Genomic DNA, 21,014 nt, shown 5'->3' on the forward strand with positions numbered 1-21,014 from the left:
TGGCATCTCTCCTTTCCTTCCATATTCCTTTTCATCGTAACAAAGATTCGTCGAAAAAGCGCCGCTGACACCCGATTGTGATGTTTCTGTCATCTCGCAAGTAGCGATAGAAGACGACGAGAAAACGGATTTGTTACACTGGAGAAGTACTTAAAAAGGGGGAATCGATATGTTACAAGATCATTCATTTCAACGCGTCGACGGAACGTCGGCATCCTTAAGTGACTACCCAGCTCAAGCATGGCTGATCGTCAATACAGCCAGCAAATGTGGCTTAACGCCACAGTTCGAAGGACTCGAGCAATTGCATCAAGACTATCGTTCGCAAGGATTGACCGTACTTGGTTTCCCATGTAATCAGTTCGCGAATCAAGATCCGGGAACAGACGAGGAGATTCAGTCGTTCTGCCAAGTCAACTACGGCGTGACATTCCCCGTCTTCTCAAAAATCGATGTCAACGGTGAGCAAGCACATCCGCTATTTGAGGAACTGAAAGCACAAGCACCAACGATGGACGGTACAACAGACGTCGAGTGGAATTTCACGAAATTCCTCGTGACCCGTGATGGAGAAGTGACGCGGTTCTCACCAAAAACGAATCCAACTGATTTGACGGCAGCGATCGAACGATTGCTCGTTCAAGTCTAAAAAAATAAGCTTCCCTCCTTCTCTCTTGAAGGAACGGAAGCTTATTTTTATGTTGTTCCCGGCTCGAGATGACGACTGATCATCTCTTCCGCCAATCGTTTGACGTCATCGATATCGCGCATTTCTGTGAACGGATGTCCCCAGACAATCAGCTCTTCGATTTCTTCAATCGGTTGCGTCGTGTAGTGTGTACCATCGGCAACGAACTCTTGCGCAATCGCGGATTCAAAGGCAGCATATTTCAGGAGCCACGGCTTTTCACTCAAGATTTTTTGCGCATGTTTCGCCTGCTTGAACGTAACATCACCGACAAGGACGACCGGGTCGAATCGTTCATGGAGCGGATGCGTGTATTGAACAGAGATCAGCAATCCATGTTGGTTCGTTTTTTCTTGTTGCCGGACATACGTCCGTGTTAAAAAGTGCGGCACGAGTGACTCCGCACTCTCCTTCGTCTGATGGATGCTCAGACCATGTTCCGTTTGGACGACTTCCGGGAGGACCGGTTCGTATCCACGGTTTGCTAATTGTTGATCGAGCTCTTTGAATAATAGCAGGGTATGTTCGACCAGCGCTCGGACTTGGCGAAACGATAATTGAATCGATTGATTGATCATACGATGACCTACCTTCTCTAAAAGTATGGCAATATACAGTTATTTACCCAAACTTTTCCGAATTCATCCCTGTTTCAGCGAAAGTTCCTCGAGCCACTTACGTGCTTGTTCGCTCATACGAGCCATTGTCTGTTCTCGCTCGAGCGTGATTGCTTGTCCTCCATGGATCGAGCGACAATCGAGTGCGTGTGGCATGTTTTCTTCGACGATTCCGGCAAGGATCAGACAAGGGACGTCAGCTGCTTGTGCCATCCGCGTGACCTCACCCGGTAACTTACCGATTTGACTTTGACGGTCGACACGTCCTTCTCCCGTCCAGACATAATCTGCTTGCTCCATCCGCTCTGCTACGCGAAGATGTTGCAGGATCGTCTTGGCTCCTGGAACGATTGTGCCACCAAGCGCATAGATCGCTCCCCCGAGTCCACCGGCTGCTCCAGTTCCTTTAACATTTTCTAGTCCAAGTAACCTCCCGATCCGTTCAAGTTGTTGATCAAGCTTTACGATGTTTTCTAAAAGCAGTCCTTTTTGGGGACCGAACAGATAAGCTGGACCATCTGGACCATGATAAAGGGCTGTCACATCGACGAGCGCTTCCAGTTGAACAGGATACGCCGGGCATTGAATAGTATGCGTCTCAAGTAACGGATTCGTTTGAAATGAAATCGGGTCACCCAAGGCATCCTGTAACCGACAGCCGACTTCTGCGAGCAAACCAAGTCCTCCATCCGTCGTACCAGTCCCGCCTAAAGCCAGTCGGATCTGCGTGATTCCTTGATCACGTAACTGAGCAATCAAACGACCGACACCACGCGTATTCATTCGGACGGGATCATCCTCGCTTCGCCGCATCGGCAATCCACAAATACGCGCGACTTCGATGACGGCATCTGTACCCTTGACAGCGTACTCTACTTCACACGGACGACCTGCCAAATCCATCGTCATCGCCGTCTTCACGTCATATCCGAGTGCGAGATAGACATCGAGCGTTCCCTCCCCGCCGTCCGCAACAGGCGAAGAATCGATGATTGCTGTCGAATCATACGCTCGGATTCCGGAGGCGACAGCTTCTGCCGCCTCGTTCGAAGAAATACTCCCTTTGAATGCATCCATCAAAATCAAGTGACGTCCCATCTGTCCATTCCCCCTAAAAAACTCATATCAAGTTTTGATTGCGTTTCCAATTAATGTTACGATGATACTAATTTCAAATTACTATTACCTTATCTGACATTTCATTTTACATACACAGGAGGTCTTATTTCATGGAACGCTGTTCGTTATGTGGTACACCACTTCGTCAACACGATATGACTTGTTCTCATTGCCAACATCCTGTCATCAAAAAAGAACGACCAGTTGAACCACCCGCTCCGTCCTTTTCACGGGCTTGGCTCATCAGCACCTGTCTTTTGCTCTTTCTCGTCGGAGGGGCCGGTTTCCTGTGGTATTCGTTAAAAGATCCCGTTTCGCCGGAAGCCGGTCAGACACCTAGCGTCGAAGCACTCGCTCTTTCTGAATGGTCCGATGAACAAACAGCTTACAATCAAACGTATTCGAAAGATCGACCTCCGACATCCTATGATGTCCTTCGTTTCGTCCGCCAATACACACGAACGATTCCAGAGCTTGCGACGTATTCAAAGAAATACGATTCCATCGAGACGTTTTCTGCGATCCAGTTTACGACCTTGAAGGTATTCGAATCCGAGTTCGACCATCTTGAGCGGTTGACGAATGCCGTTGATGCGCCTGTCGCTCCAAGTGTTCTTGCCGTGACATTCCAAAAATTCACGTCAAAAGGCACCACGTATCACTTGCGCACACAGGAAACGTACCAAATCGCGACTGCAGAAGGTTCAAAGCCTGTGACCTACCGCGTTCATTATCGTTTGAAAGTGCATACGGATCATCTGCAAATCATTGATGTCAACCGGACGGAGGTGCACTCATGAAACGTGTACTCCTCTGTCTGCCCCTTTGTCTCCTGATGGCGTGTTCACCCGAAACATCCAAGATTCAAGAACAGCTCGAACAGCAAACCTACACCCGCGCCGTTGAACAATCGAAACAAGACATCGATGAACCGGCTGCTCGACTGATGGTTCAGCTTGAGCGACAGCTTGCCGGTTATCAACTGCGTGATGTCTTAAAAACGGCGGAGGCGATCGAACGCCTTCAACTCGCAGCGGATCATCCCGTCCAAAAACGAGCCGAAGCCATCGCTCTCAGTGCAAGAGAGACGCTACAACAAGTCAAACAGTTCGAAGGAACATATGAAGTTGAACGAAGCACGCTCGAAGACGAGCCGTTCGACGGAACTGGGCGCATCGATGTCTCTTTTGATGAGCAAGATACGTTCATCGCGACGCTTCGCTTTGATCAGTTCGGTCTCCCGGACGCGCTCCGAAACGATGAGGAGACCATCCGTTTCGAACCCGATCTCTCCGCTCGTGTCAGTTTATCTGGAGGACAAGTCAGCTATCGCTTCGTCCGTTCGACACTCCGCGTGACGTTCGAAGGTCCCGGCGGTAAGCGCATCTATCAACTCAAACAACTGTCAGATAAATAACCAGTAAAACGCCGCTTTACTTGAGACGATCCTCGAGTGAAGCGGCGCTTTTTTATGATTTTAATTTAACGTGTTGCTTGAACCTGCTCATACACCTGTTGGCATAATTCATGTGTCGCGAGGCTATCAGAAGCTACGACCGACTCGGAGGATTCCCCTTTGACCGTCCGAAGGAACGCGTCCAGCATACCGACGAATCCACGGCGCTTTAATGTCGCTTCCCAGTTATCGAGCGGATATCGAAGCGTGCCTTCTTTCGTCAATTGATTGAGTATCGTCACGTCCGTTGCGATTCGTTTTTCTTCCGGTCCCATCATTTCGACGCGTTCTTCCGTGATGCCGTTATTGCGGTTCATGACACCGATTGCCGTGATACCGTTTGAGACGAATTGAATCGTCACGTGATGCAGACCGCTTGCGTCCTGCTTACTCTTGACGTGTAGGTCTTCAATCTCACCGCGTCCTGTCAAGAAACGCAGTGTATCCGCAACATGAATGAAGTCGTCAAATAGAAACGGCTTAGCGTCTTCGATGAACGACGTCCGATTTTTTTGCATGAGGACGAGATTCGGATCGTTGACCTCAAGCAAGCGCTGATGCGCTGAAGCGAAGCGTCGATTGAATCCCGTGATAAACGGTAACTGTTTCTCTTCCGACAAACGTGTCAGTTCACGAATCTCTTCGATTTCCATCGAGACCGGCTTATCAACGTAGACGGCGATTCCTGCTTCAAGCGCTTGCCGTGCCTGCTCCGCATGGACGACAGTCGCTGAATGGATCATGACCGCATCGATTCCCTCCTGTACGGCGTCAGCAAACGTCGCGTATGTTCCTGCAAAGCGATAGGCCGCTTGCAATCGTTTTGCTTTTTCCTCGTCTCGCGAGATCAGATACACCTCGATATCGGATCGTTCGGCATAGACGGGTAAGTAGGCTTTTTGTGCGATGTCCCCTAGACCAATGACTGCTAATTTCATGTGAACTCCTCCTTTTCCTCTGTTGCTTACATTCCCTATGATACGTCAATTGACACGAAAAGATGGAAATCAGCTCGTTACAGGATTCGAATTCCTTTTTTTGAAAAGAAGTGAATTTCCTTTTTTTGTTTTATGATAAAACCATATTTGAACAAGGAGGGAATGAGTTTTTATGAAGCGCTTGCTCCGTACTAGTCTTACGCTCTTATTATTGTTCGCTTTATGTCTTCCTGCCATACCTGCAAAGGCAGCCAGTTACCAAGTCGTCGTCACTTCGACGATTGGGGCGAACATCCGCTCAAAGCCGAGTACAGCCTCGTCTGCGACAATCGTCCGACGTGCCGCGTACAAGGCAAAATTCACAGCCGTCTCGTATACGAATGGCTGGTATAAGATCAAGGACGGAGGTACATATCGTTATCTATCGAACCAAGTCGCTAAAAAAGTAACGAGTAGTTCCGTGAAGACGTACAAAATCGTCGTCTACTCGAAAGCTGGAGCGAACGTCCGGACATCACCAAGCACGGCCTCATCAAAAAATATCAAACGACTCGCATCCTACAATTCGAAGTTCAATGCAGTCTCGTACTCGAACGGTTGGTATAAGGTCAAAGGGAAAGTCAATTATTATTACGTCTCTAGCCAAGTTGCCCGAAAAGTGACGACGAGCAGCCCTAAACCATCGAGTGGCAGTTATCCGGTTGCATCGATGCGGTATTTCAAGCTTGGATCGTCAAGTTATCAATTGACGAAGGAAAGCTTCGTCCGTCGTTACCCAGCGAGTACGACGAAACTGTTGACGGGAATCGTCGCGTATGATGAAGCAGCACGTAAAGGTACGCTCGATCAAGTGTTCACTCTGACGTCTTCGATGTTATCCGTTCCGGCAGGTAGCAGTGTCGCTGGCTTCCGGGCTGGCGATAAAGTCACGATGCGTCAACTGTTGAACGGGATGCTGATCCGCTCTGGTAATGATGCAGCAAAAGCGATCGCTGTCCGGACAGCAGGTTCTGAATCGAAGTTCGTCTCGTACATGAACAGTCGCGCCCGTTCAATCGGGATGAGTGCGAACCATTTCATGAACCCACATGGCTTCTATCATCCAAGTCATTACACGACGGCTGCTGATATGCAAAAACTCGCGAATACATATGCGAAGTACAGCGCGCTCATGACGATCAGTGGACGAAAATCATACCAGACGACTGTCAAAGGACCGTACGCACGGACATTGACGTGGTATCACACGAACACGTCACTTCCAGGTGATACGCGTGTTTATGCGAGCAAGACCGGTTACACACCGGAATCTGGTTACACACGTGTCTTCTTCATCAAAAAAGGCTCGACGCGATATGGTCTTGTCACACTGAAAGGATCGTTGTCTCAAACCGAGACGACACTCCGTTCTGTCTTGAACCAATGATCTTTTAATCAACAACCTGATTCCCTTTCCGGGAGTCAGGTTGTTTTTCGTTTCGCCTCTAAAATTATGCTTGCGCTGAAAACGAATTCATCTTAGAGTTAAGTTTAGAATCAGACGTCTGACGTCTTAATGAAGGAGAGTTTTACGTGGGAAATGTCAGTTTGTTATTTGGGGGGCGTCGCGCTCTTTTTAAATAGTTTGACCTTGTTCGGAAAAGTCGATCTCCGTAGTGCGGGTGTCTTCAGCCTTATCACTGGTCTATTGCAGACGTTCATCGCGACCTATCTCGTCATCGGTGCAGCAGGTGATCCAGCCCTGACGTTCGGATACGCGAGCATCTATCTGTTTGCCTTTACGTATGTGTACGTCGGGATCACGTTCTTATTCAATCTCGACGGGAGCGGTGTCGGTTGGTTTTCCTTGTTCGTCGCGATTGCCGCCTTGTTTTATGCGTTCGTCAGCTTTACGACGAATGACATCATCGGTGGTGTGACCTGGTTGTTCTGGGCACTGCTCTGGAGCCTGTTCTTCCTCGGAATGGGAATGAATCGCCCGATTGATGCAATCACTGCCCGCGTTGCCCTCGTCTTGAGCTGGTTGACGTTGATCGCACCGGCACTGATTGGTCTTCGGTTCGGCTACTTCAGTTCGGCATACCAGTGGTTATGGAGCGGTGCTGCCATTCTGACTGTTGTTTATTTCCTCTATACGATGATGAAATTCTCGATGCTTCGGACGATCCGCTCGTCGTGACACGCTAATCAATTCATCAAAAAAGATGTCCATTTTCGGTTTTGAATCGGAGATGGACATCTTTTTTGTTCAATTTGTAGTACGCGTCAAAAGAACAGAGGAGGAGTTTGTTCGCTCGACATCGCTTCCTAGGGAAAATGACCCTGCAGCGCAGCGAAGCGGCACGATGCTTGTCCCAGGAAAACGATGCGAGGCGAACAAAGCGTACGCTCGTTCTTCCCTCATATCATTCCAATGCTTCCTGCAGCTGAGCTTGAACTTCTTTCAACGACTTATCCGTCGGATGCCAATAGTAGATGCCGTCCGATTCGATGCCACCTTTCCCATCAAGTGATAAGGTCTCGACATTTCGTAAAGCATCCCGGTAATCCGTCGCGACGGTCCGAGCAACGGAAAACGGTACGTTTGTCTTAACGTTTTTCCCGAGTGCTTCAAGGATGGCATTGAAGCGACGAATCGAGAAGTCCTCCGTCATCTTATCAGCAACCGCCTGAACGACTTGCCGTTGACGGATTTGTCGTCCGAAATCTCCGCGTGGATCATCATAGCGCATTCGCGCATAAGCGAGCGCTTCCTTCCCGTTCAGTGAAAGTTCTCCTTTAGGGAACTGCATCTCATAGTATGAAAAATCGATATCGTTCTCGACGGTGACCCCATCGACGGCGTTGACGAGATCCGTAAAGCCGTCTAGATTGATCTCTGCAAAATAGTCAATCCGGATATCGAGCAGATGACTAACCGTATCGAGTGACATCTGTGGACCACCAAACGCATACGCGTGATTGATCTTATCATTCGACCCATTACCGATGATTTCTGTCTTCAAATCACGTGGGATACTGATCATCTGGCTCTTATTCGTATTCGGGTCAATCGTCACGACGATGATCGTGTCACTACGTCCTGTCTCATTTTTCCGTTGATCGACGCCGAGCAAGAGAAACGAGAGTCCTTTTTTCTGTTCGACGGCCTTCTCTGTCTCGACGCTCGCCTTGACCGGCACTTGAACCTCTTGAAGTGTTTGACTCGCTTTATGATAGACATATCCGCCTGAACCGAAGAGAAGGAGCAGGCAAATCCCCGTCAGTGTCAGTACGATCCATTTCCATTTCTTCATCACCCATTCTCCTTTTCTTCGATTTGAATTCAGGACGGTCGTTGTGCCTCAAGTATGAGCAACGCATTGCGCCAGCTACCGAACAAGGCAGTGATGACACCGATGCTCGGTGCATCGCGTCCGATACTGAACCGTTGATAACTTGCGATCGTCAGATTTTCCGTTTCTTGCGCGGCTGCAGCAAGTACGTCGAGTACCTCTTCTTCCCGCCAGCGTTTACGGGGAAATTCGATCCCGATGATTTCCAGGGCGTTCGACCAAGAGCCGTACCGGCGGGCAATCGTTGCGACGGTCGGACGATTTTGACCAGCCGCCCACTTCGTGTAGGTCTGGCTCGTCAAGACCGGCAAGGCACCTTGCGCTTCAAGTAGTGACTCGATGATCCGTTGTTCCATTTCCTGTACGCGTTCCTTCAAGATATCTGCTTCTGACAATGCCTGCTGCCACGAGTTGAATTGATGGACGATATCCGTCAGGCTTGGTGCTTGCTTCTGTTGTGCCCATTCGCGGTACGTCGCGCTCGTGAAAGGATCGAGTTCCTCCCGTGCCTGACGCAAAGCGTCAATGATTTCCGATTTCGTGAACGTCAAGCGGGCTTGTCCGATGCCAGCTCGTTCCAAGGCAATCTGCCACGATCCAAACAGCATCAAGATTTCCGCGACGCTTGGATGAGTGGTGTTCAGTTGCCAGCGGAAATAGGTATTGGCCGTCAATTCATTCTTCCCGTTCGCAGCGAGACGGAGTGCGTGGATCGCTTCCTCCATATCGCGCATGACGATGTCCCCTTCCCATATATTCATGACTGGACGTTCCGGCGTACGGTCGTCTGCAAGGCGTGACGAACGTTTCGGATGACGACGGCTTGTTCGGTGAACGTCATTTGTGAAGCAGACGGAAGGCAGATGCCGTCTTCAAACAGGCGCCGGCTGACATCATTCCCTTCTGCTGTGACGAATGGTACATCGCGATAGACGGGCTGTAAGTGCATCGGTTTCCAGACCGGGCGGGATTCTGCGTTTGCTTGTTGCAACGTCCGAATCATTGCATCACGTTGCGCTTGACCACCAGGTAAGAGAAAAGCACTGAGCCAGCGGTTGGCGAATGTTCCGGTCTGCTCGACTTGCGACGTGACGCCGTCCGGTGCAAAGGCACGATCGTAACGATCAAAGATTTTCCGCCGCGCATCGACGCGTTGATCGAGGACTTCAAGTTGTCCGCGTCCGATCCCAGCAGCGACGTTGCTCATCCGGTAATTGTAGCCGACTTCCGTATGCTCGTAATGGAGGACCGGTTGTCGCGCCTGTGTCCCGAGATAGAAGGCGCGTTCGATCAAGGCTGGATCATTTGCGACGAGCATCCCACCACCTGACGTCGTGATGATTTTGTTGCCATTGAATGAATAGATCCCGAACGTCCCGAACGTTCCTGTCATCCGCCCGTTGACGCGTGTTCCAAGTGACTCTGCTGCGTCTTCAATCAACGGGACATCGTACTCTTCACAGAGGGCGGCGATCTCCTCGATTTGCGCTGCGACACCGTAGAGATGGACGACGATGACCGCTTTCGGAAGTTTTCCTCGCGTTGCTGCCTGGATCAACGCGCGTCGGAGTGCAATGGGTGACATGTTCCATGTTTCCTCTTCCGAATCAATCAGGACGGGACTAGCACCAACGTAGCGAATCGGATTCGTCGAAGCGATGAACGTCAAGGACTGACAGAAGACGTCATCCCCCGTCGTGACACCAAGCGTCGCGAGTGCCAAGTGGATCGCCGCCGTTCCGCTACTCGTCGCAAGTGCTGCACCAGCCCCTGTGTAGGCACGCATATCTCGCTCAAAGGCGTCGACGTTCGGTCCGAGCGGTGCGACCCAGTTCGTCTCGAGTGCTTCCGTGACGTAACGTGCTTCTTGGCCACTTAAGTGCGGGATGGAGAGCGGGATGTGTTTCATGATGTTTCCTCCCTTCGAGGTGACAGCTGACGGAGTGGCGTCCGGTAGACCGGAAACCAATTCCCCGTCTCGACTTCCGGATGTTGTCGTTTGATTTGTCGTGCGAGCCGGTCATAAATCGTTGTATCAAGAATCGATGTCCCGAGTCCGAAAAATGTTCGATTCGCTTCGCCAAAAGACCGTTTGTAGGCGAGTAAGCTATCCTCATCGGATCGTGTCGTTCCGCCACCGAGATGTAACGCTTGCAGACCAGCTTGTTTTGCCCAGCGAATCATCTCCGCGAATAATAGGTGATTCGGTCGAAGCGACAAGTAGGCAGGATCTGAAGCACCGAGGTGATAATGTGCGAACTGGCGACCCGTTAAGACGATGCAACCAGCGATGATTCGTCCCTCTTGTTCGGCAAGCAACAGGACATTTTTAATCCGTCCGTCGGCGAAGTGATCAAAGTAGGTCTGATCAAAGTAATACCGCGCATCGGCTTGATGTTTATCCATCGTCATCTGGTAGAGACGGGCGAAGTCCGAGTACTCTTCCGGACGCCCGAGGCGAATCGTGACCCCTTCGCGACGTGCCTTCCGGATATTGCGTCGCGTCATTTGCGAGAATCCACTTTCGATCGTCTCGAATGGATCCGTCAGCTCGAGTGTCACGGTCGGCTGCAAGATATCCGTTTGATGGCACCAGTGTTGACCGAGTTCCTGGTTGTGTAGCAAGGGGTGGAAACGAACCGTCTCGGTGACGATCCCGGTCTCGTGACAGTATTGTTCGAATCGCGCGCGGGCTTCGCGAATCTGATCGAGTGACCAGATACCTGTGAAATAAGGACCACCGTAGCCGTACGGCGTCGTGATGTCTTCAAAGCGTGTGCCTGGAATCGGACGCCGCAAGTACGGATAGATCAACGTTCCGAACTCTGTTGGATAATAAAATAATTCAGGAATCTCATCTTGCTCTTTTGCGAGTTCGAAGTAAGCATGTTCGTAGTAACAATCGAGCTGATAGCTCGCGACGAGCGCGTCCCATTCCCGTGGATCCCGAATCAAGCGTTCATCGCTTAGCGACATCATGGGGAACACCTCCGTCGAGACCCTTGAACTCCCCCATACTAGTCTGGTGAGCCGTCGAGTTTCCTTCTGATGAGATGACCATTTTGAACGTCTTGAACAGGATATAGAGATCGAGTCGGAACGTATGGTTTGCCGCATACCATTGATCTTGTTCGAGGCGTTGCTGCCACGTCGTTGCGTTGCGGCCGTGAATCTGCGCCCAGCCTGTCAGACCAGGCAAGACGTCGTGACGTGTCATCTGCTCCTTCGTATAGTGATTGAGATAACTGACGAGTAAGGGACGCGGGCCGACGAAACTCATCTGTCCGCGGAGGATGTTAACGAACTGTGGAATCTCATCAAGACTTAAGCGACGAATCCACTCGAGCGATGCTGGAATCCGGTCCACATCCGGAAGGAGTTGTCCGTCGGCATCTGTTTCGTTCGTCATCGTACGGAACTTATAGATTTTGAACAGCTCCCCCTTATAGCCAGGGCGGACTTGATTGAAGAAAATCGGTCGTCCGAGTTTCGTATAGATGACTAAGGCGACGACGGCATAAACAGGAAGTAGGATCAGGATGGCGATGAGGCTAACCGTGAAGTCGAATGTGCGTTTCATGATGACGTCCTCCTTTTACATAGCTGAAAAGAGATCAAGTTGTCGTTTGATGACGTCGGCTTCGTTGAAATGTTTCATAGCACGGCCAAATCCGTTCCGTCCCATCTCGTTGGCACGGTCTGGATGTTCGACGAGTGTGTTCATCCGTTTAGCGAGCTTTGTGACGTCGCGGACTTCAACGAGATAACCCGTTTTCCCCTCGACGACCTCTTCGCGGCAGCCGCGGATGTTTGTTGCGATGACCGGTTTAGCACTCGCCATCGCTTCGATGATTGATCGTGGTACGCCTTCGCGATGTGACGGTAAGACGAAGGCATCGACTTGTTGGAACAAGGTGGGCACATCTTCGACGAATCCGAGGTAGTCGACGTTTGGAATCTCGCGAATCCGCCGTAAGAATAAGTGTTTCGTCGTTTGATCGCGCTCGCTCGCCATCATCTCACCCGCAATGACGAGGCGAGCTTCCGGGTGACGATAGACGACATCCTCGAATGCATCGAGCAGTTCGAGAATCCCCTTCTCTTCGACGATCCGACCGATGAAGAGGAAAGTAAACGGTGCCCCGGCTTCGCGCGGGCGTGGATAGAAGCGGGTCAAGTCGATCCCATTTCCAAGGTGCATCAGGCGCGTGTTCGCTTTGAAGCGTTTGCGCTGAGCGAGTTGATAATCTTCCTCGCTTTGGAGGAGCAGGTAGTCGGTTGCGAAACGTGCTAGCCACTTTTCGACGGAGTATGTCAGCTGATACGTCATCCGCCCCATCTTCTCGTGGAAGTAAAAGCCGTGTGCCGTATAGACGATATGCTTCGTTCCGGCCCGTTTCGCGGCAACGCGTCCGAGGGCGGCGGCGACCGGTGTGTGGACATGGACAGCGTCGTAGCCGTCCTCCTTCAAGATTCGCGTGATTTCTCGGATTGTCCGCCAGTTACTCGTCCAGTCGATCCGGCGCTCGATCGGAATGTCATGCATCCGGAATCCTTTGGCTGCGAGTTTTGCCGAGGCACCGGTGTCGGCACAGGCGATACCGACGTCGTGCCCAGCGTTTTGCAAAGCAAGTAAGAGCGGCTGCAACATCGTCTCTGCCGTCGTATCAAGGGCACAGACTTGAAGGATTTTTAGAGGCGCCATACGTGGACCCCCTCTGGCTGTTCTGACCGTGGCAACATCCCTTTGATGTCGACGACGATGCCGCGTCCGACTTTGAGTAGATGTTGTGCTAAATTCCAACCACCTTCGACATATTCTTCGTGTGAGACAGCGAAGATGACGACGTCGGCTGGTTTGAGTTCGCTCATTTCGAGTAAGTCGATGCCGTACTCGCGTTTCGCCTCACTTTTTTCGACGAGTCGGTCCGTCACCTGGACGTCGATTCCGAACTCTTCGATTTCACGGACGAGGTTCGCGACTTTCGAGTTACGGATATCGCTGACGTTCTCCTTGAATGATAAGCCGAGGATCGTGACGCGAGCGCCGAGGACCGGCATATTTTGTTTAATCAAGTTCTTGACGAGCGCCGTTGCGATGAAGCGTCCCATCGTATCGTTGATCCGGCGACCAGCGAGGATGACTTCCGGATGATAGCCGAGCGACTCCGCTTTCATCGTTAGATAGAATGGATCGACGCCGATACAGTGACCACCGACAAGACCTGGACGGAACGGAAGGAAGTTCCATTTCGTTCCGGCTGCTTCGAGGACTTCGAGCGTATCAATGTCCATCCGGTCAAAGATGATTGCTAGTTCGTTCATCAAGGCGATGTTGAGATCACGTTGTGTGTTCTCGATGATTTTTGCCGCTTCCGCGACCTTGATCGATGAAGCACGGTGGACACCAGCTTCGACGACCGCTTCGTAGACTTCTGCGACGACGTCGAGTGTCTGTTCATCCTGAGCAGAGACGATTTTTTTGATTGTCTTGAATGTGTGCTCGTGGTCGCCCGGGTTGATCCGCTCCGGGGAGTAGCCGACGAAGAAGTCGACGCCAGCGCGTAAGCCAGATGCTTCTTCAAGAACCGGGACACAATCTTCTTCCGTCGCCCCTGGGTAGACCGTCGACTCGTAGACGACGATGTCGCCTTTATTGAGCTGGCGACCGACGAGATGGGACGCCCGTAAGAGTGGCGTTAAGTCTGGTTGATTCTGCGCATTGATTGGTGTTGGAACAGCGATGATGATGAAGTCGCTTGCTTGGAGAGCAGAAGGATCCGAGACGTAGTCGACCGTTGCATTCTTCAACGTGAACGGACTCAGTTCGAGTGTTGCGTCGATGCCTTCTTGCAGTTCTTGAACGCGTTGTTCCTTGATGTCAAAGCCGACGACGTCTGTTTTTTCGCCAAAGGCGACGGCGACGGGAAGTCCAACGTATCCGAGTCCGACGACGGCAATCGAACGGTTGGCAATGGGAAGTGCACCGGTTTGGGCTGCTGTCGTATCTACGATGTGTTTGACTGCCTTGTTCATGGTGGGTTCCTCCTATTTCATCGACTGTTTGACGATCAACGTTTTTCCGTTTGGTTCCTGTTTGACTTGTTCGACTGGTTCAAGAACAATCTTCATCTCGGAGCCGAGCAACTTGCGCATCTCGTTCAAAAGGATCTGTTCGTGTTTCGGATGGAAACGTTTGGCGTCTGGAATATACCGGAGTGTCACATGGTCAATCGTATGCTGCTCGACTTGGAGTCGTAAGACCGAATTCGGCAGTTCACGGGCAATCGTTGTAATGTCCCCTTCAAACACCTTGCCCCGTTTTTCGCTGACGATGTAACTCGTTCCCCGTCCATCGATTGAAGCGATGACCGGTCCGTTTAGTCCACAGCTACATGTCTCGTCACTGAGCGTCATCCGGTCACCGATCCGGTAACGAATCAGTGGCGTGCCGCGTGTCGTAAAACACGTGACGACGACTTCCCCGTCCTCTCCATACGGTTCGATGATGCCCGTCTCATGGTGGAGATGAAGTTTTCGATGACTACATTCTGAAATGATCGGCGCTCCCTCCGATGAACCATATTGATCGAAGACCGGTGCGTTGAAGGCTTCCTCGAGAACCGAGCGCATCTCCTCCGTCACCGTTTCCGATGTCGGGAAGATGGCGATCAGTGGAATATCCAGTCGAATGTGATGCTTCAGCATATACCGGGCGATTTCGACCATTGCCGTCGGTGTGCCGTCGAGTGCCTGTGGCTGGAATCGATTCAGCTCCTCGATATAAGCGGGGAAGTTCTCTTCCTTCATATGAAAGATGGAGACGAGCAATTGATTGAGTGGTCGGTTCATCCGCCAGAAGATGGGTTTCTTTTGATCGACGGCTGTCAGCGTCCGACCGGTGAAGCTCGCCCGCCGCATCCCGGCGTGGAAGCCGTGACGTTCCTTGAAGTAGTCAAGATGAGCCATTCGTTCCTGGACATCCTCGCGCATGAACGCGACTTGGAGCGACTTTCCGCTCGTTCCGCCCGTCCGCCCTCGGACCGGCGCATCGACGCGGGACATGAACGCATCGTTATTTTGGCGAAGCGTCTCTTTTTCAAGGATTGGGATTTTCTTCAGCTGCTCGAGTGATGTCAACGGTAACTGGATGTCATGTTCGTGAAAGAGTTGCGTGTAGTACGGTGTATGCGTCACGACGAAGGCTAGAAAGGCATTCAGGCGATCGAGTTGTTCCGCTTTATAATCCTGCGTCCGATCCTTCATCCGGAGCTCCTTCATCTTCTGTTCATAGAAGGGACCGTACCGTTCTTGCATCAACTTGCGACCGTATAACGATGTCAGCCAATTTTGGATGAAGATCGGAGAGCGGTAGTAGAATTCCTCTTTAAGCGCCATCTTGGATTTCCTCCTTCAGCAAGTAGTGACTCTCGTACCAATCGATGAATGCGTTGACACCGGCTTCGACCGTCGTCTGTGGTCGATAGCCGATCGTCTCGAACAGTGAGGAAACGTCAGCAAAGCTTTCTGGAACGTCGCCTGGTTGAAGCGGCATCCCGTGTTTAATTGCCGTCTTACCGAGGCGCCGTTCGATCAAGGCAACAAATTCGTTCAGTCGAATCGGGCTGTGACTGCCGATGTTGTAGACACGATACGGGACGTTGCTACGATCCGGTAAGGGATTCGAGGCATCGAACGCTTCGTCGACTTCCGGTTCAGTTTGGAACAGGCGATAGATGCTTTCGATGATGTCGTCGACGTAAGTGAAGTCCCGCCCCATCTCGCCGTAGTTGTAGAGGTCGATCGGTTCGCCTTTCGCAATCGCTTCCGTGAACTTGAACAATGCCATATCCGGGCGTCCCCACGGACCGTAGACACTGAAGAAACGAAGTCCGGTCGTCTTGATGCCGTAGAGGCTACTGTAGGTGTGTGCCATCAGCTCGTTTGCTTTCTTTGAAGCGGCGTAAAGACTTAGCGGATGATCAACGGCATCCGTCGTCGCGAACGGCATCTTCGTATTCGATCCGTAGACGGAACTGGAGGAAGCATAAATCAGTTGTTCGACTGGGTAATGCCGACACGCCTCAAGAATCGAGAGAAAGCCGACGATGTTTGACGTCATGTAGACGTCCGGTCGATCGATGCTGTACCGTACCCCTGCTTGTGCTGCGAGATGGAGGACGAGATCGATTGATTCCTGTTCGAAGATCCGTGCGACGGCTGCCGTCTCTTCGAGTGAGACCCGGTAAAACGTGTAGTTCGTTCCAAGTTCAGCGAGCCGGGCTTCCTTTAACGTCGGATCGTAATAGTCGTTCACTTCATCGAGTCCGATGACTCGGTAACCCTCCCGGATGAAACGACGTGCGGCGTGAAATCCAATGAAGCCTGCGATACCAGTGATTAAGATCGTTTTATTCGGCACGGTGTTCGACCTCCTCGAAGTAGTGGCGCGCTTGCCAGCGCATGTAGTGAACGGATGTGTAGACGATGAGTAACATCGGGAACAACTTATACCGGTGTCGGATGGCCGTTCCGACATTACCGGTTCCTAGACCGAAGATGACGGCGTTAAGAGCAAAGAGAAGGAAAAAGAACAAGAGGACGCTGCCGAACGGATGCTGACGGATCAGTTTAAAGAAACGGACAATCGCAAAACAGGCGATGAAGTAGAAGATGGCGTCAAGGAAGAAAATCAGAATGTTCATGACGCTCGACCATTGCCACGGGAACGGTGAGAACAGGAAGTAAATCATCCGAATCGGTGAGTAGAGAATCATGTCAGCTGGACCTGTGACCGTCAATCCGTTCAGATAAGCGGAGCCGCCACGGTCGTAACTCATCCCGCTGAACAACTGTCCGTTTTCTGAGACGTGGGTGAACTTTGCGAACAAGACGTCCTGGAAGCTGTAGACGATGAAGCCAACGATCAGTACTTGAAAGATCAGTCGCTGCACCTTCGTCGGTTCAAAGTCCATTCGTCGTGTCTCATGGCTATAAAACGAGAAATAGACGAGTAAGACGATGATCCCGACAGCAAGACCGGAGTGGAACATCGTACTAACGAAGTAGCCGAGATACGCGAGCGTCATATACCATCCGGACTTGTCTTCCGTCCAGCGCACCATGTAGTAGAGGGTATAGACGATGCCAAGGGCGACGATCTGGTCACGCAAGAGAATCGGTGAGAGTAACAATCCTTGCGGGAAGAACGCGAAGATCAGTGTTGCTGCGAACACGTAGCGTTCCGGTAAGCGTAACCGTTGCAGCGTCTTCGCTAGGATGATGACAGCGACGACACCGAGAATGACGTTCAAGAACTGAGCGAGGATCCGTTCTGGACCGAACATCAGGTAGAAGATTCCGAGAAACTTGGAATAGGTGCCACGAACGACATCATTGAAGGTCGACGGATCAGTGAAGATTTGGACACCTTCGAGATGAAAGGCTTCCGTGTCGTCACCACTGTGTGGCGGTAAACGGAACAGCTCGAGATCGATGAACATCAGGACCAATCGGACGAAGAAAGCGGTGATGAAAACGAGAAAGAGTGGCGTCGTCTCTGCTTGACGAAGCAAGTAATAAAGAAACAACACCGAGTTGATGAGCAGCAAGGCGGTCACGTAGGTGTCCGGGAAGAGCGACCGGGCGAATTGACAAACGAGCGCTTCGATGACGATGAGTAGTAGGATTGGTCGCATCTTCTTCCCTCCTCAGCTGCTTTGTTCGACGACGAGCGTGACGTCCCGTGGATATAAGGACCGATACAGTGCCGGTAACAATAGGACGATCTGAGTGACAGCGCAAAGGGTGTAAGCGATCGTTGCACCGTATAGACCGTACAGCGGAATCAAAAAGCTACAGGCAATCAGGTTGACGACGACACTGCCGAAGATCGAGATTGTCTGGATCCGGAACTGCTGGAAGCCGGTCAAGAGTGCCTGAATGACGGTCGAGTTGTAGAAAAAGAGTGAGGCGACCATCATCAAGACGAAAATCAGATGGTATTGAACGAACGATGCGTTGTAGAAAATCGTCAAGCCCCACTTGCCGAAGAAGATCGCTCCGACAATCAACAGGATGCCGACGATGTTCGTCATCAGTAACATCGAGCGGGTCAGCTTGCGTAATTCCGGCAAACTTTGGCGTTCGCCCGTCTCAGACGAGAAGTTCGGTAGCAAGACGGCGATCAAGGAGTGGATGAACAGACTGCCGAGTACGAGTAGATAGGCGATGCTGGCGTAATAGCCAAGTTCTTCCGTGCCGATCGTGCGACCGACGAACAATCGTGGGATGTTTGCGTTCAAGGCGATCAGGAGTGCGACGAATCCGAGTGGCATCGCTTTGAGGAACAGCTCCTTGCCTGACCGATATCGTAAGTCGAGCGCTTGATTGTCAAAGCCACGACCGACCCGGCGAATCGTCGGTAAGTCGTATGCGAGTAGCATGATCAAGTTCCCAGCAATCAAGGCGAGCACGAATCCGTGAATTGAATGGGTCGTAAAGAGGACGAGTGCTGCGCCTGAGACGTTCAAGAGACTACGGAAGATCTTCGAGACCGCGACTTCCTTGAAGGCAGTGTGTCCTTGCAGGAAACCATAGGCGAGATCGGCGAACGACTCCATGTACTTATTCAGGTAGACGAGTAATGTCAGGAGTAAGATGTCCGCTTCACCGAAGAAATAATAGACACCGAGTAACACGAACACACCTGCCGAGAGGAGTGAAAAACGAGTCTTGATGAAGAGCCAGAAGTTCGTCAGGCCAGCCCGTTCTGCCGTCAGGATCGTACTGGCGTTCAGCCAACAGAACATGACGATCGGTGCGGTGATGGCAAGGGCATAGTTGAAGTAACCGATGTTGAGCGGTGTGCTCCATTTGATCAGGAGCGTCAAAATCATCCATTGATGGAGCGAGTACGCCGTATCGGCAATGAAGATGAGATTGAAGCGGGACAGCCGGGCCGTTTTCATCGTTTCCCCTCCTCTCTATTTGCGAGCGATCCGTATCGTTGGTGCGACCGGGTCGGTATCGGTTTCGTTCGTGACGTCTAACAAATACTGGCGGAGTGCTTCGTCCTGACCGAGCGCTTGGGCGATCTCACGCAAGTACGGGTCGACGGATCCAAAAGGTCGTGTCTTCCCGACGAGGATCTTGTCGAAGACGAGCTCGTCATGGACTTCATCGCGAGCGAGCAATTCCTCGTAGAGTTTCTCACCCTTTCGAATGCCGCTGTAGACGATCGGGATCTGCTCTTCCGTGAAGCCACTCAAGTGAATCAAGTTCTTCGCCAGTGTCGTGATGTGGACTGGTTCACCCATATCAAGGACGAAGACTTCGCCACCTTTCGCGAGGACACTCGCTTGAATGACGAGTCGACTCGCTTCCGGAATTGTCATGAAGTACCGCGTCATCCGGGAATCGGTGATCGTGATCGGTCCGCCTTTGGCGATTTGTTCCTTAAACAGTGGAATGACGGAACCACGGCTCCCGAGGACGTTTCCGAACCGGACGACGGCGAACGTCGTCTCGCTGTTACGTGCCATCTGCTGGATGACCATCTCGGCGATTCGCTTCGTTGCCCCCATCACACTCGTTGGGTTGACGGCCTTATCGGTCGAAATCATGACGAAGCGTTTGACACCAGCTGCTTCCGCCGCTCGAGCGACGTTGCGTGTGCCGTAGATGTTGTTCTTGACGGCTTCACTCGGATTATCCTCCATCAGTGGTACATGCTTATGGGCTGCTGCGTGATAGACGAGATCCGGTTCAAACCGTCGCATGACTTCAAGCATCCGATCACTGTCCTGAACATCGGCGATGACGGATTCGAACTGGATGTCCCGACTGAGACACTCGAGCTCCCGACGAATCAGGTAGATGCTGTTTTCGCCGTGCCCGAGAAGAATGAGCCGTTCGGGACGGAAACGAATCAGTTGCCGACAAATCTCGGAACCAATCGAACCACCGGCACCGGTGACGAGGACGGTCGCGCCATGAACGCTTCGTTCGATTTCCGTAATATCGAGTTCGACCGGTTCCCGACCCAGTAAATCAGCAATCGAGACTTCACGGATCTGTTTGATCGAGACTTTTCCGGATGCCAGTTCGACGAGCATTGGTAACGTATGCGCTTCGACTTGGGTTTGTTTGATCCGGTTCAGCAATTCTATCCGTTGCGGATACGGTAACGATGGAATCGCGAGGACGACTGCTTCAATCTTTTGTTCCTCGATGATGCATTCGAGCTGGTCGATCGCTCCGATGACGGGAACACCGTGAACCCGCATCCCGCGTAGTTCGAGCGAATCGTCAAGTAATCCGACGACGTTTAAGATGTGCGACTTCTTTTGCTTCAGCTCTTTTGTGATCATCTGACCGGAAGCACCGGCACCGATGATCAGCGTTCGTTTGCCGAGCGTCTTATTGTCAGGAACGAGACGAAGGCTACGTCCACGAATCAACAACCGGACGAATAAGAGACCGTTTAGGACGAGTCCTGTTTGCAGGAAGATCGCTCGTTCGACCGCAAAGTCGAACAAGGCGTATTCGAGACCCAGTAAAACGAAGCTGCTAGCGAGGACGACGACGAGTAAGACGGCAAGATCACGAAGGCTCGCGTAACGCCAGATGATTTGATAGAAGCGCATCCAGTGTGCGACGAATGTAAGAGCGACCCACTGGATGAGGGCGATTTCGAGTGCGTCCTGCAACTCGAAGTTGACGGTGAGATGGAGCGGATTAAAGAAGTAGAACGTAACGACAGTCGCGAGTGCGATGATTCCAGCGTCGATTAGGCGAAGGAGTCCGATCTTCAACTGTCGACGATACGGGGTGAGCGGGGAATGCTGCATGACGGTGTCT

Annotated in this window: 20 protein-coding genes; 5 read left to right on the plus strand and 15 right to left on the minus strand. The window is 51.6% G+C overall.

The window, feature by feature from the left end; genetic code table 11:
- Nucleotides 1-169 precede the first annotated feature (169 nt).
- The gene (locus P401_RS0111765; protein WP_029342615.1) at nt 170-649 is read left to right on the plus strand and encodes a glutathione peroxidase; all 480 of its coding nucleotides are present in this window, start codon (nt 170-172) and stop codon (nt 647-649) included.
- Between the two features lie 47 nt (nt 650-696).
- Here P401_RS0111765 and P401_RS0111770 read toward each other — a convergent pair whose 3' ends face one another.
- Nucleotides 697-1,266 carry a hypothetical protein gene (locus P401_RS0111770; protein WP_029342616.1) on the minus strand — a complete coding sequence of 190 codons (570 nt, stop codon included), beginning with the start codon at nt 1,264-1,266 and terminating at the stop codon, nt 697-699.
- A gap of 63 nt (nt 1,267-1,329) precedes the next feature.
- Nucleotides 1,330-2,403 carry a glycerate kinase gene (locus P401_RS0111775; protein ID WP_029342617.1) on the minus strand — a complete coding sequence of 358 codons (1,074 nt, stop codon included), beginning with the start codon at nt 2,401-2,403 and terminating at the stop codon, nt 1,330-1,332.
- A gap of 131 nt (nt 2,404-2,534) precedes the next feature.
- Here P401_RS0111775 and P401_RS0111780 point away from each other — a divergent pair, with 131 nt between their 5' ends.
- Nucleotides 2,535-3,224 (plus strand): hypothetical protein, encoded by a 690-nt coding sequence (locus P401_RS0111780; RefSeq protein WP_029342618.1) that lies wholly within the window; start codon nt 2,535-2,537, stop codon nt 3,222-3,224.
- Nucleotides 3,221-3,841 carry a hypothetical protein gene (locus P401_RS0111785; protein WP_029342619.1) on the plus strand — a complete coding sequence of 207 codons (621 nt, stop codon included), beginning with the start codon at nt 3,221-3,223 and terminating at the stop codon, nt 3,839-3,841. Before P401_RS0111780 ends, P401_RS0111785 begins: the two co-directional genes overlap by 4 nt.
- A gap of 65 nt (nt 3,842-3,906) precedes the next feature.
- Here the strand turns inward: P401_RS0111785 and P401_RS0111790 are convergent, their stop codons facing one another.
- A complete protein-coding gene (locus tag P401_RS0111790) occupies nt 3,907-4,818 on the minus strand; it encodes a Gfo/Idh/MocA family protein (protein ID WP_029342620.1) in 912 nt (303 codons plus the stop codon).
- A 172-nt stretch (nt 4,819-4,990) separates the two neighbouring features.
- On the opposite strand from P401_RS0111790, the gene P401_RS0111795 reads away from it, so the two are divergent.
- Both P401_RS0111795 and P401_RS0111800 read left to right on the plus strand, forming a co-directional pair.
- Nucleotides 4,991-6,244 carry an SH3 domain-containing protein gene (locus P401_RS0111795; protein ID WP_029342621.1) on the plus strand — a complete coding sequence of 418 codons (1,254 nt, stop codon included), beginning with the start codon at nt 4,991-4,993 and terminating at the stop codon, nt 6,242-6,244.
- 153 nt (nt 6,245-6,397) lie between these two features.
- A complete protein-coding gene (locus P401_RS0111800; RefSeq protein ID WP_029342622.1) occupies nt 6,398-6,997 on the plus strand; it encodes an AmiS/UreI family transporter in 600 nt (199 codons plus the stop codon).
- A 226-nt stretch (nt 6,998-7,223) separates the two neighbouring features.
- Here P401_RS0111800 and P401_RS0111805 read toward each other — a convergent pair whose 3' ends face one another.
- Genes P401_RS0111805 through P401_RS0111860 form a run of 12 tightly spaced genes read right to left on the minus strand, consistent with a single transcriptional unit; the run spans nt 7,224 to nt 21,004 of the window.
- Nucleotides 7,224-8,114 (minus strand): LCP family glycopolymer transferase, encoded by an 891-nt coding sequence (locus tag P401_RS0111805; RefSeq protein WP_029342623.1) that lies wholly within the window; start codon nt 8,112-8,114, stop codon nt 7,224-7,226.
- Between the two features lie 29 nt (nt 8,115-8,143).
- Nucleotides 8,144-8,914, minus strand: a complete 771-nt coding sequence (locus tag P401_RS0111810; RefSeq protein ID WP_231925654.1) for a hypothetical protein — start codon at nt 8,912-8,914, stop codon at nt 8,144-8,146.
- On the minus strand, nt 8,911-10,062 hold the full coding sequence (locus P401_RS0111815; protein ID WP_029342625.1) for an aminotransferase class I/II-fold pyridoxal phosphate-dependent enzyme: 1,152 nt from the start codon (nt 10,060-10,062) through the stop codon (nt 8,911-8,913). Before P401_RS0111815 ends, P401_RS0111810 begins: the two co-directional genes overlap by 4 nt.
- On the minus strand, nt 10,059-11,132 hold the full coding sequence (locus tag P401_RS0111820) for a lipid II:glycine glycyltransferase FemX (RefSeq protein ID WP_029342626.1): 1,074 nt from the start codon (nt 11,130-11,132) through the stop codon (nt 10,059-10,061). The genes P401_RS0111815 and P401_RS0111820 overlap by 4 nt, the downstream gene beginning before the upstream one ends.
- A complete protein-coding gene (locus tag P401_RS0111825) occupies nt 11,113-11,733 on the minus strand; it encodes a sugar transferase (protein ID WP_029342627.1) in 621 nt (206 codons plus the stop codon). The genes P401_RS0111820 and P401_RS0111825 overlap by 20 nt, the downstream gene beginning before the upstream one ends.
- 15 nt (nt 11,734-11,748) lie before the next feature.
- Nucleotides 11,749-12,858, minus strand: a complete 1,110-nt coding sequence (locus tag P401_RS0111830) for a glycosyltransferase family 4 protein (protein WP_029342628.1) — start codon at nt 12,856-12,858, stop codon at nt 11,749-11,751.
- Nucleotides 12,846-14,189: a nucleotide sugar dehydrogenase gene (locus tag P401_RS0111835; protein ID WP_029342629.1), complete on the minus strand. Its 1,344-nt coding sequence runs from the start codon at nt 14,187-14,189 to the stop codon at nt 12,846-12,848. Before P401_RS0111835 ends, P401_RS0111830 begins: the two co-directional genes overlap by 13 nt.
- Before the next feature lie 12 nt (nt 14,190-14,201).
- Nucleotides 14,202-15,551, minus strand: coding sequence for a phenylacetate--CoA ligase family protein (locus P401_RS0111840; RefSeq protein WP_029342630.1), 1,350 nt, complete (start codon nt 15,549-15,551; stop codon nt 14,202-14,204).
- A complete protein-coding gene (locus P401_RS0111845) occupies nt 15,541-16,575 on the minus strand; it encodes an NAD-dependent epimerase (RefSeq protein WP_029342631.1) in 1,035 nt (344 codons plus the stop codon). The genes P401_RS0111840 and P401_RS0111845 overlap by 11 nt, the downstream gene beginning before the upstream one ends.
- Nucleotides 16,565-17,851, minus strand: coding sequence for a glycosyltransferase family 39 protein (locus P401_RS0111850; protein WP_029342632.1), 1,287 nt, complete (start codon nt 17,849-17,851; stop codon nt 16,565-16,567). Before P401_RS0111850 ends, P401_RS0111845 begins: the two co-directional genes overlap by 11 nt.
- Nucleotides 17,852-17,863: 12 nt before the next feature.
- Nucleotides 17,864-19,123, minus strand: coding sequence for an oligosaccharide flippase family protein (locus P401_RS0111855; RefSeq protein ID WP_029342633.1), 1,260 nt, complete (start codon nt 19,121-19,123; stop codon nt 17,864-17,866).
- A gap of 15 nt (nt 19,124-19,138) precedes the next feature.
- A complete protein-coding gene (locus P401_RS0111860; RefSeq protein ID WP_029342634.1) occupies nt 19,139-21,004 on the minus strand; it encodes a polysaccharide biosynthesis protein in 1,866 nt (621 codons plus the stop codon).
- Nucleotides 21,005-21,014 lie beyond the last annotated feature (10 nt).

This window comes from Exiguobacterium acetylicum DSM 20416 (assembly GCF_000702605.1).
Taxonomy (GTDB): Bacteria; Bacillota; Bacilli; order Exiguobacteriales; family Exiguobacteriaceae; genus Exiguobacterium_A; species Exiguobacterium_A acetylicum.

Bases quoted from the DNA above. Each gene is read 5' to 3' on its own strand.
- P401_RS0111765 (WP_029342615.1), top strand. From the start codon at position 170: ATGTTACAAGATCATTCATTTCAACGCGTCGACGGAACGTCGGCATCC.
- P401_RS0111770 (WP_029342616.1), bottom strand. From the start codon at position 1,266: ATGATCAATCAATCGATTCAATTATCGTTTCGCCAAGTCCGAGCGCTG.
- P401_RS0111775 (WP_029342617.1), bottom strand. From the start codon at position 2,403: ATGGGACGTCACTTGATTTTGATGGATGCATTCAAAGGGAGTATTTCT.
- P401_RS0111780 (WP_029342618.1), top strand. From the start codon at position 2,535: ATGGAACGCTGTTCGTTATGTGGTACACCACTTCGTCAACACGATATG.
- P401_RS0111785 (WP_029342619.1), top strand. From the start codon at position 3,221: ATGAAACGTGTACTCCTCTGTCTGCCCCTTTGTCTCCTGATGGCGTGT.
- P401_RS0111790 (WP_029342620.1), bottom strand. From the start codon at position 4,818: ATGAAATTAGCAGTCATTGGTCTAGGGGACATCGCACAAAAAGCCTAC.
- P401_RS0111795 (WP_029342621.1), top strand. From the start codon at position 4,991: ATGAAGCGCTTGCTCCGTACTAGTCTTACGCTCTTATTATTGTTCGCT.
- P401_RS0111800 (WP_029342622.1), top strand. From the start codon at position 6,398: ATGTCAGTTTGTTATTTGGGGGGCGTCGCGCTCTTTTTAAATAGTTTG.
- P401_RS0111805 (WP_029342623.1), bottom strand. From the start codon at position 8,114: ATGAAGAAATGGAAATGGATCGTACTGACACTGACGGGGATTTGCCTG.
- P401_RS0111810 (WP_231925654.1), bottom strand. From the start codon at position 8,914: ATGAATATATGGGAAGGGGACATCGTCATGCGCGATATGGAGGAAGCG.
- P401_RS0111815 (WP_029342625.1), bottom strand. From the start codon at position 10,062: ATGAAACACATCCCGCTCTCCATCCCGCACTTAAGTGGCCAAGAAGCA.
- P401_RS0111820 (WP_029342626.1), bottom strand. From the start codon at position 11,132: ATGATGTCGCTAAGCGATGAACGCTTGATTCGGGATCCACGGGAATGG.
- P401_RS0111825 (WP_029342627.1), bottom strand. From the start codon at position 11,733: ATGAAACGCACATTCGACTTCACGGTTAGCCTCATCGCCATCCTGATC.
- P401_RS0111830 (WP_029342628.1), bottom strand. From the start codon at position 12,858: ATGGCGCCTCTAAAAATCCTTCAAGTCTGTGCCCTTGATACGACGGCA.
- P401_RS0111835 (WP_029342629.1), bottom strand. From the start codon at position 14,189: ATGAACAAGGCAGTCAAACACATCGTAGATACGACAGCAGCCCAAACC.
- P401_RS0111840 (WP_029342630.1), bottom strand. From the start codon at position 15,551: ATGGCGCTTAAAGAGGAATTCTACTACCGCTCTCCGATCTTCATCCAA.
- P401_RS0111850 (WP_029342632.1), bottom strand. From the start codon at position 17,851: ATGCGACCAATCCTACTACTCATCGTCATCGAAGCGCTCGTTTGTCAA.
- P401_RS0111855 (WP_029342633.1), bottom strand. From the start codon at position 19,123: ATGAAAACGGCCCGGCTGTCCCGCTTCAATCTCATCTTCATTGCCGAT.
- P401_RS0111860 (WP_029342634.1), bottom strand. From the start codon at position 21,004: ATGCAGCATTCCCCGCTCACCCCGTATCGTCGACAGTTGAAGATCGGA.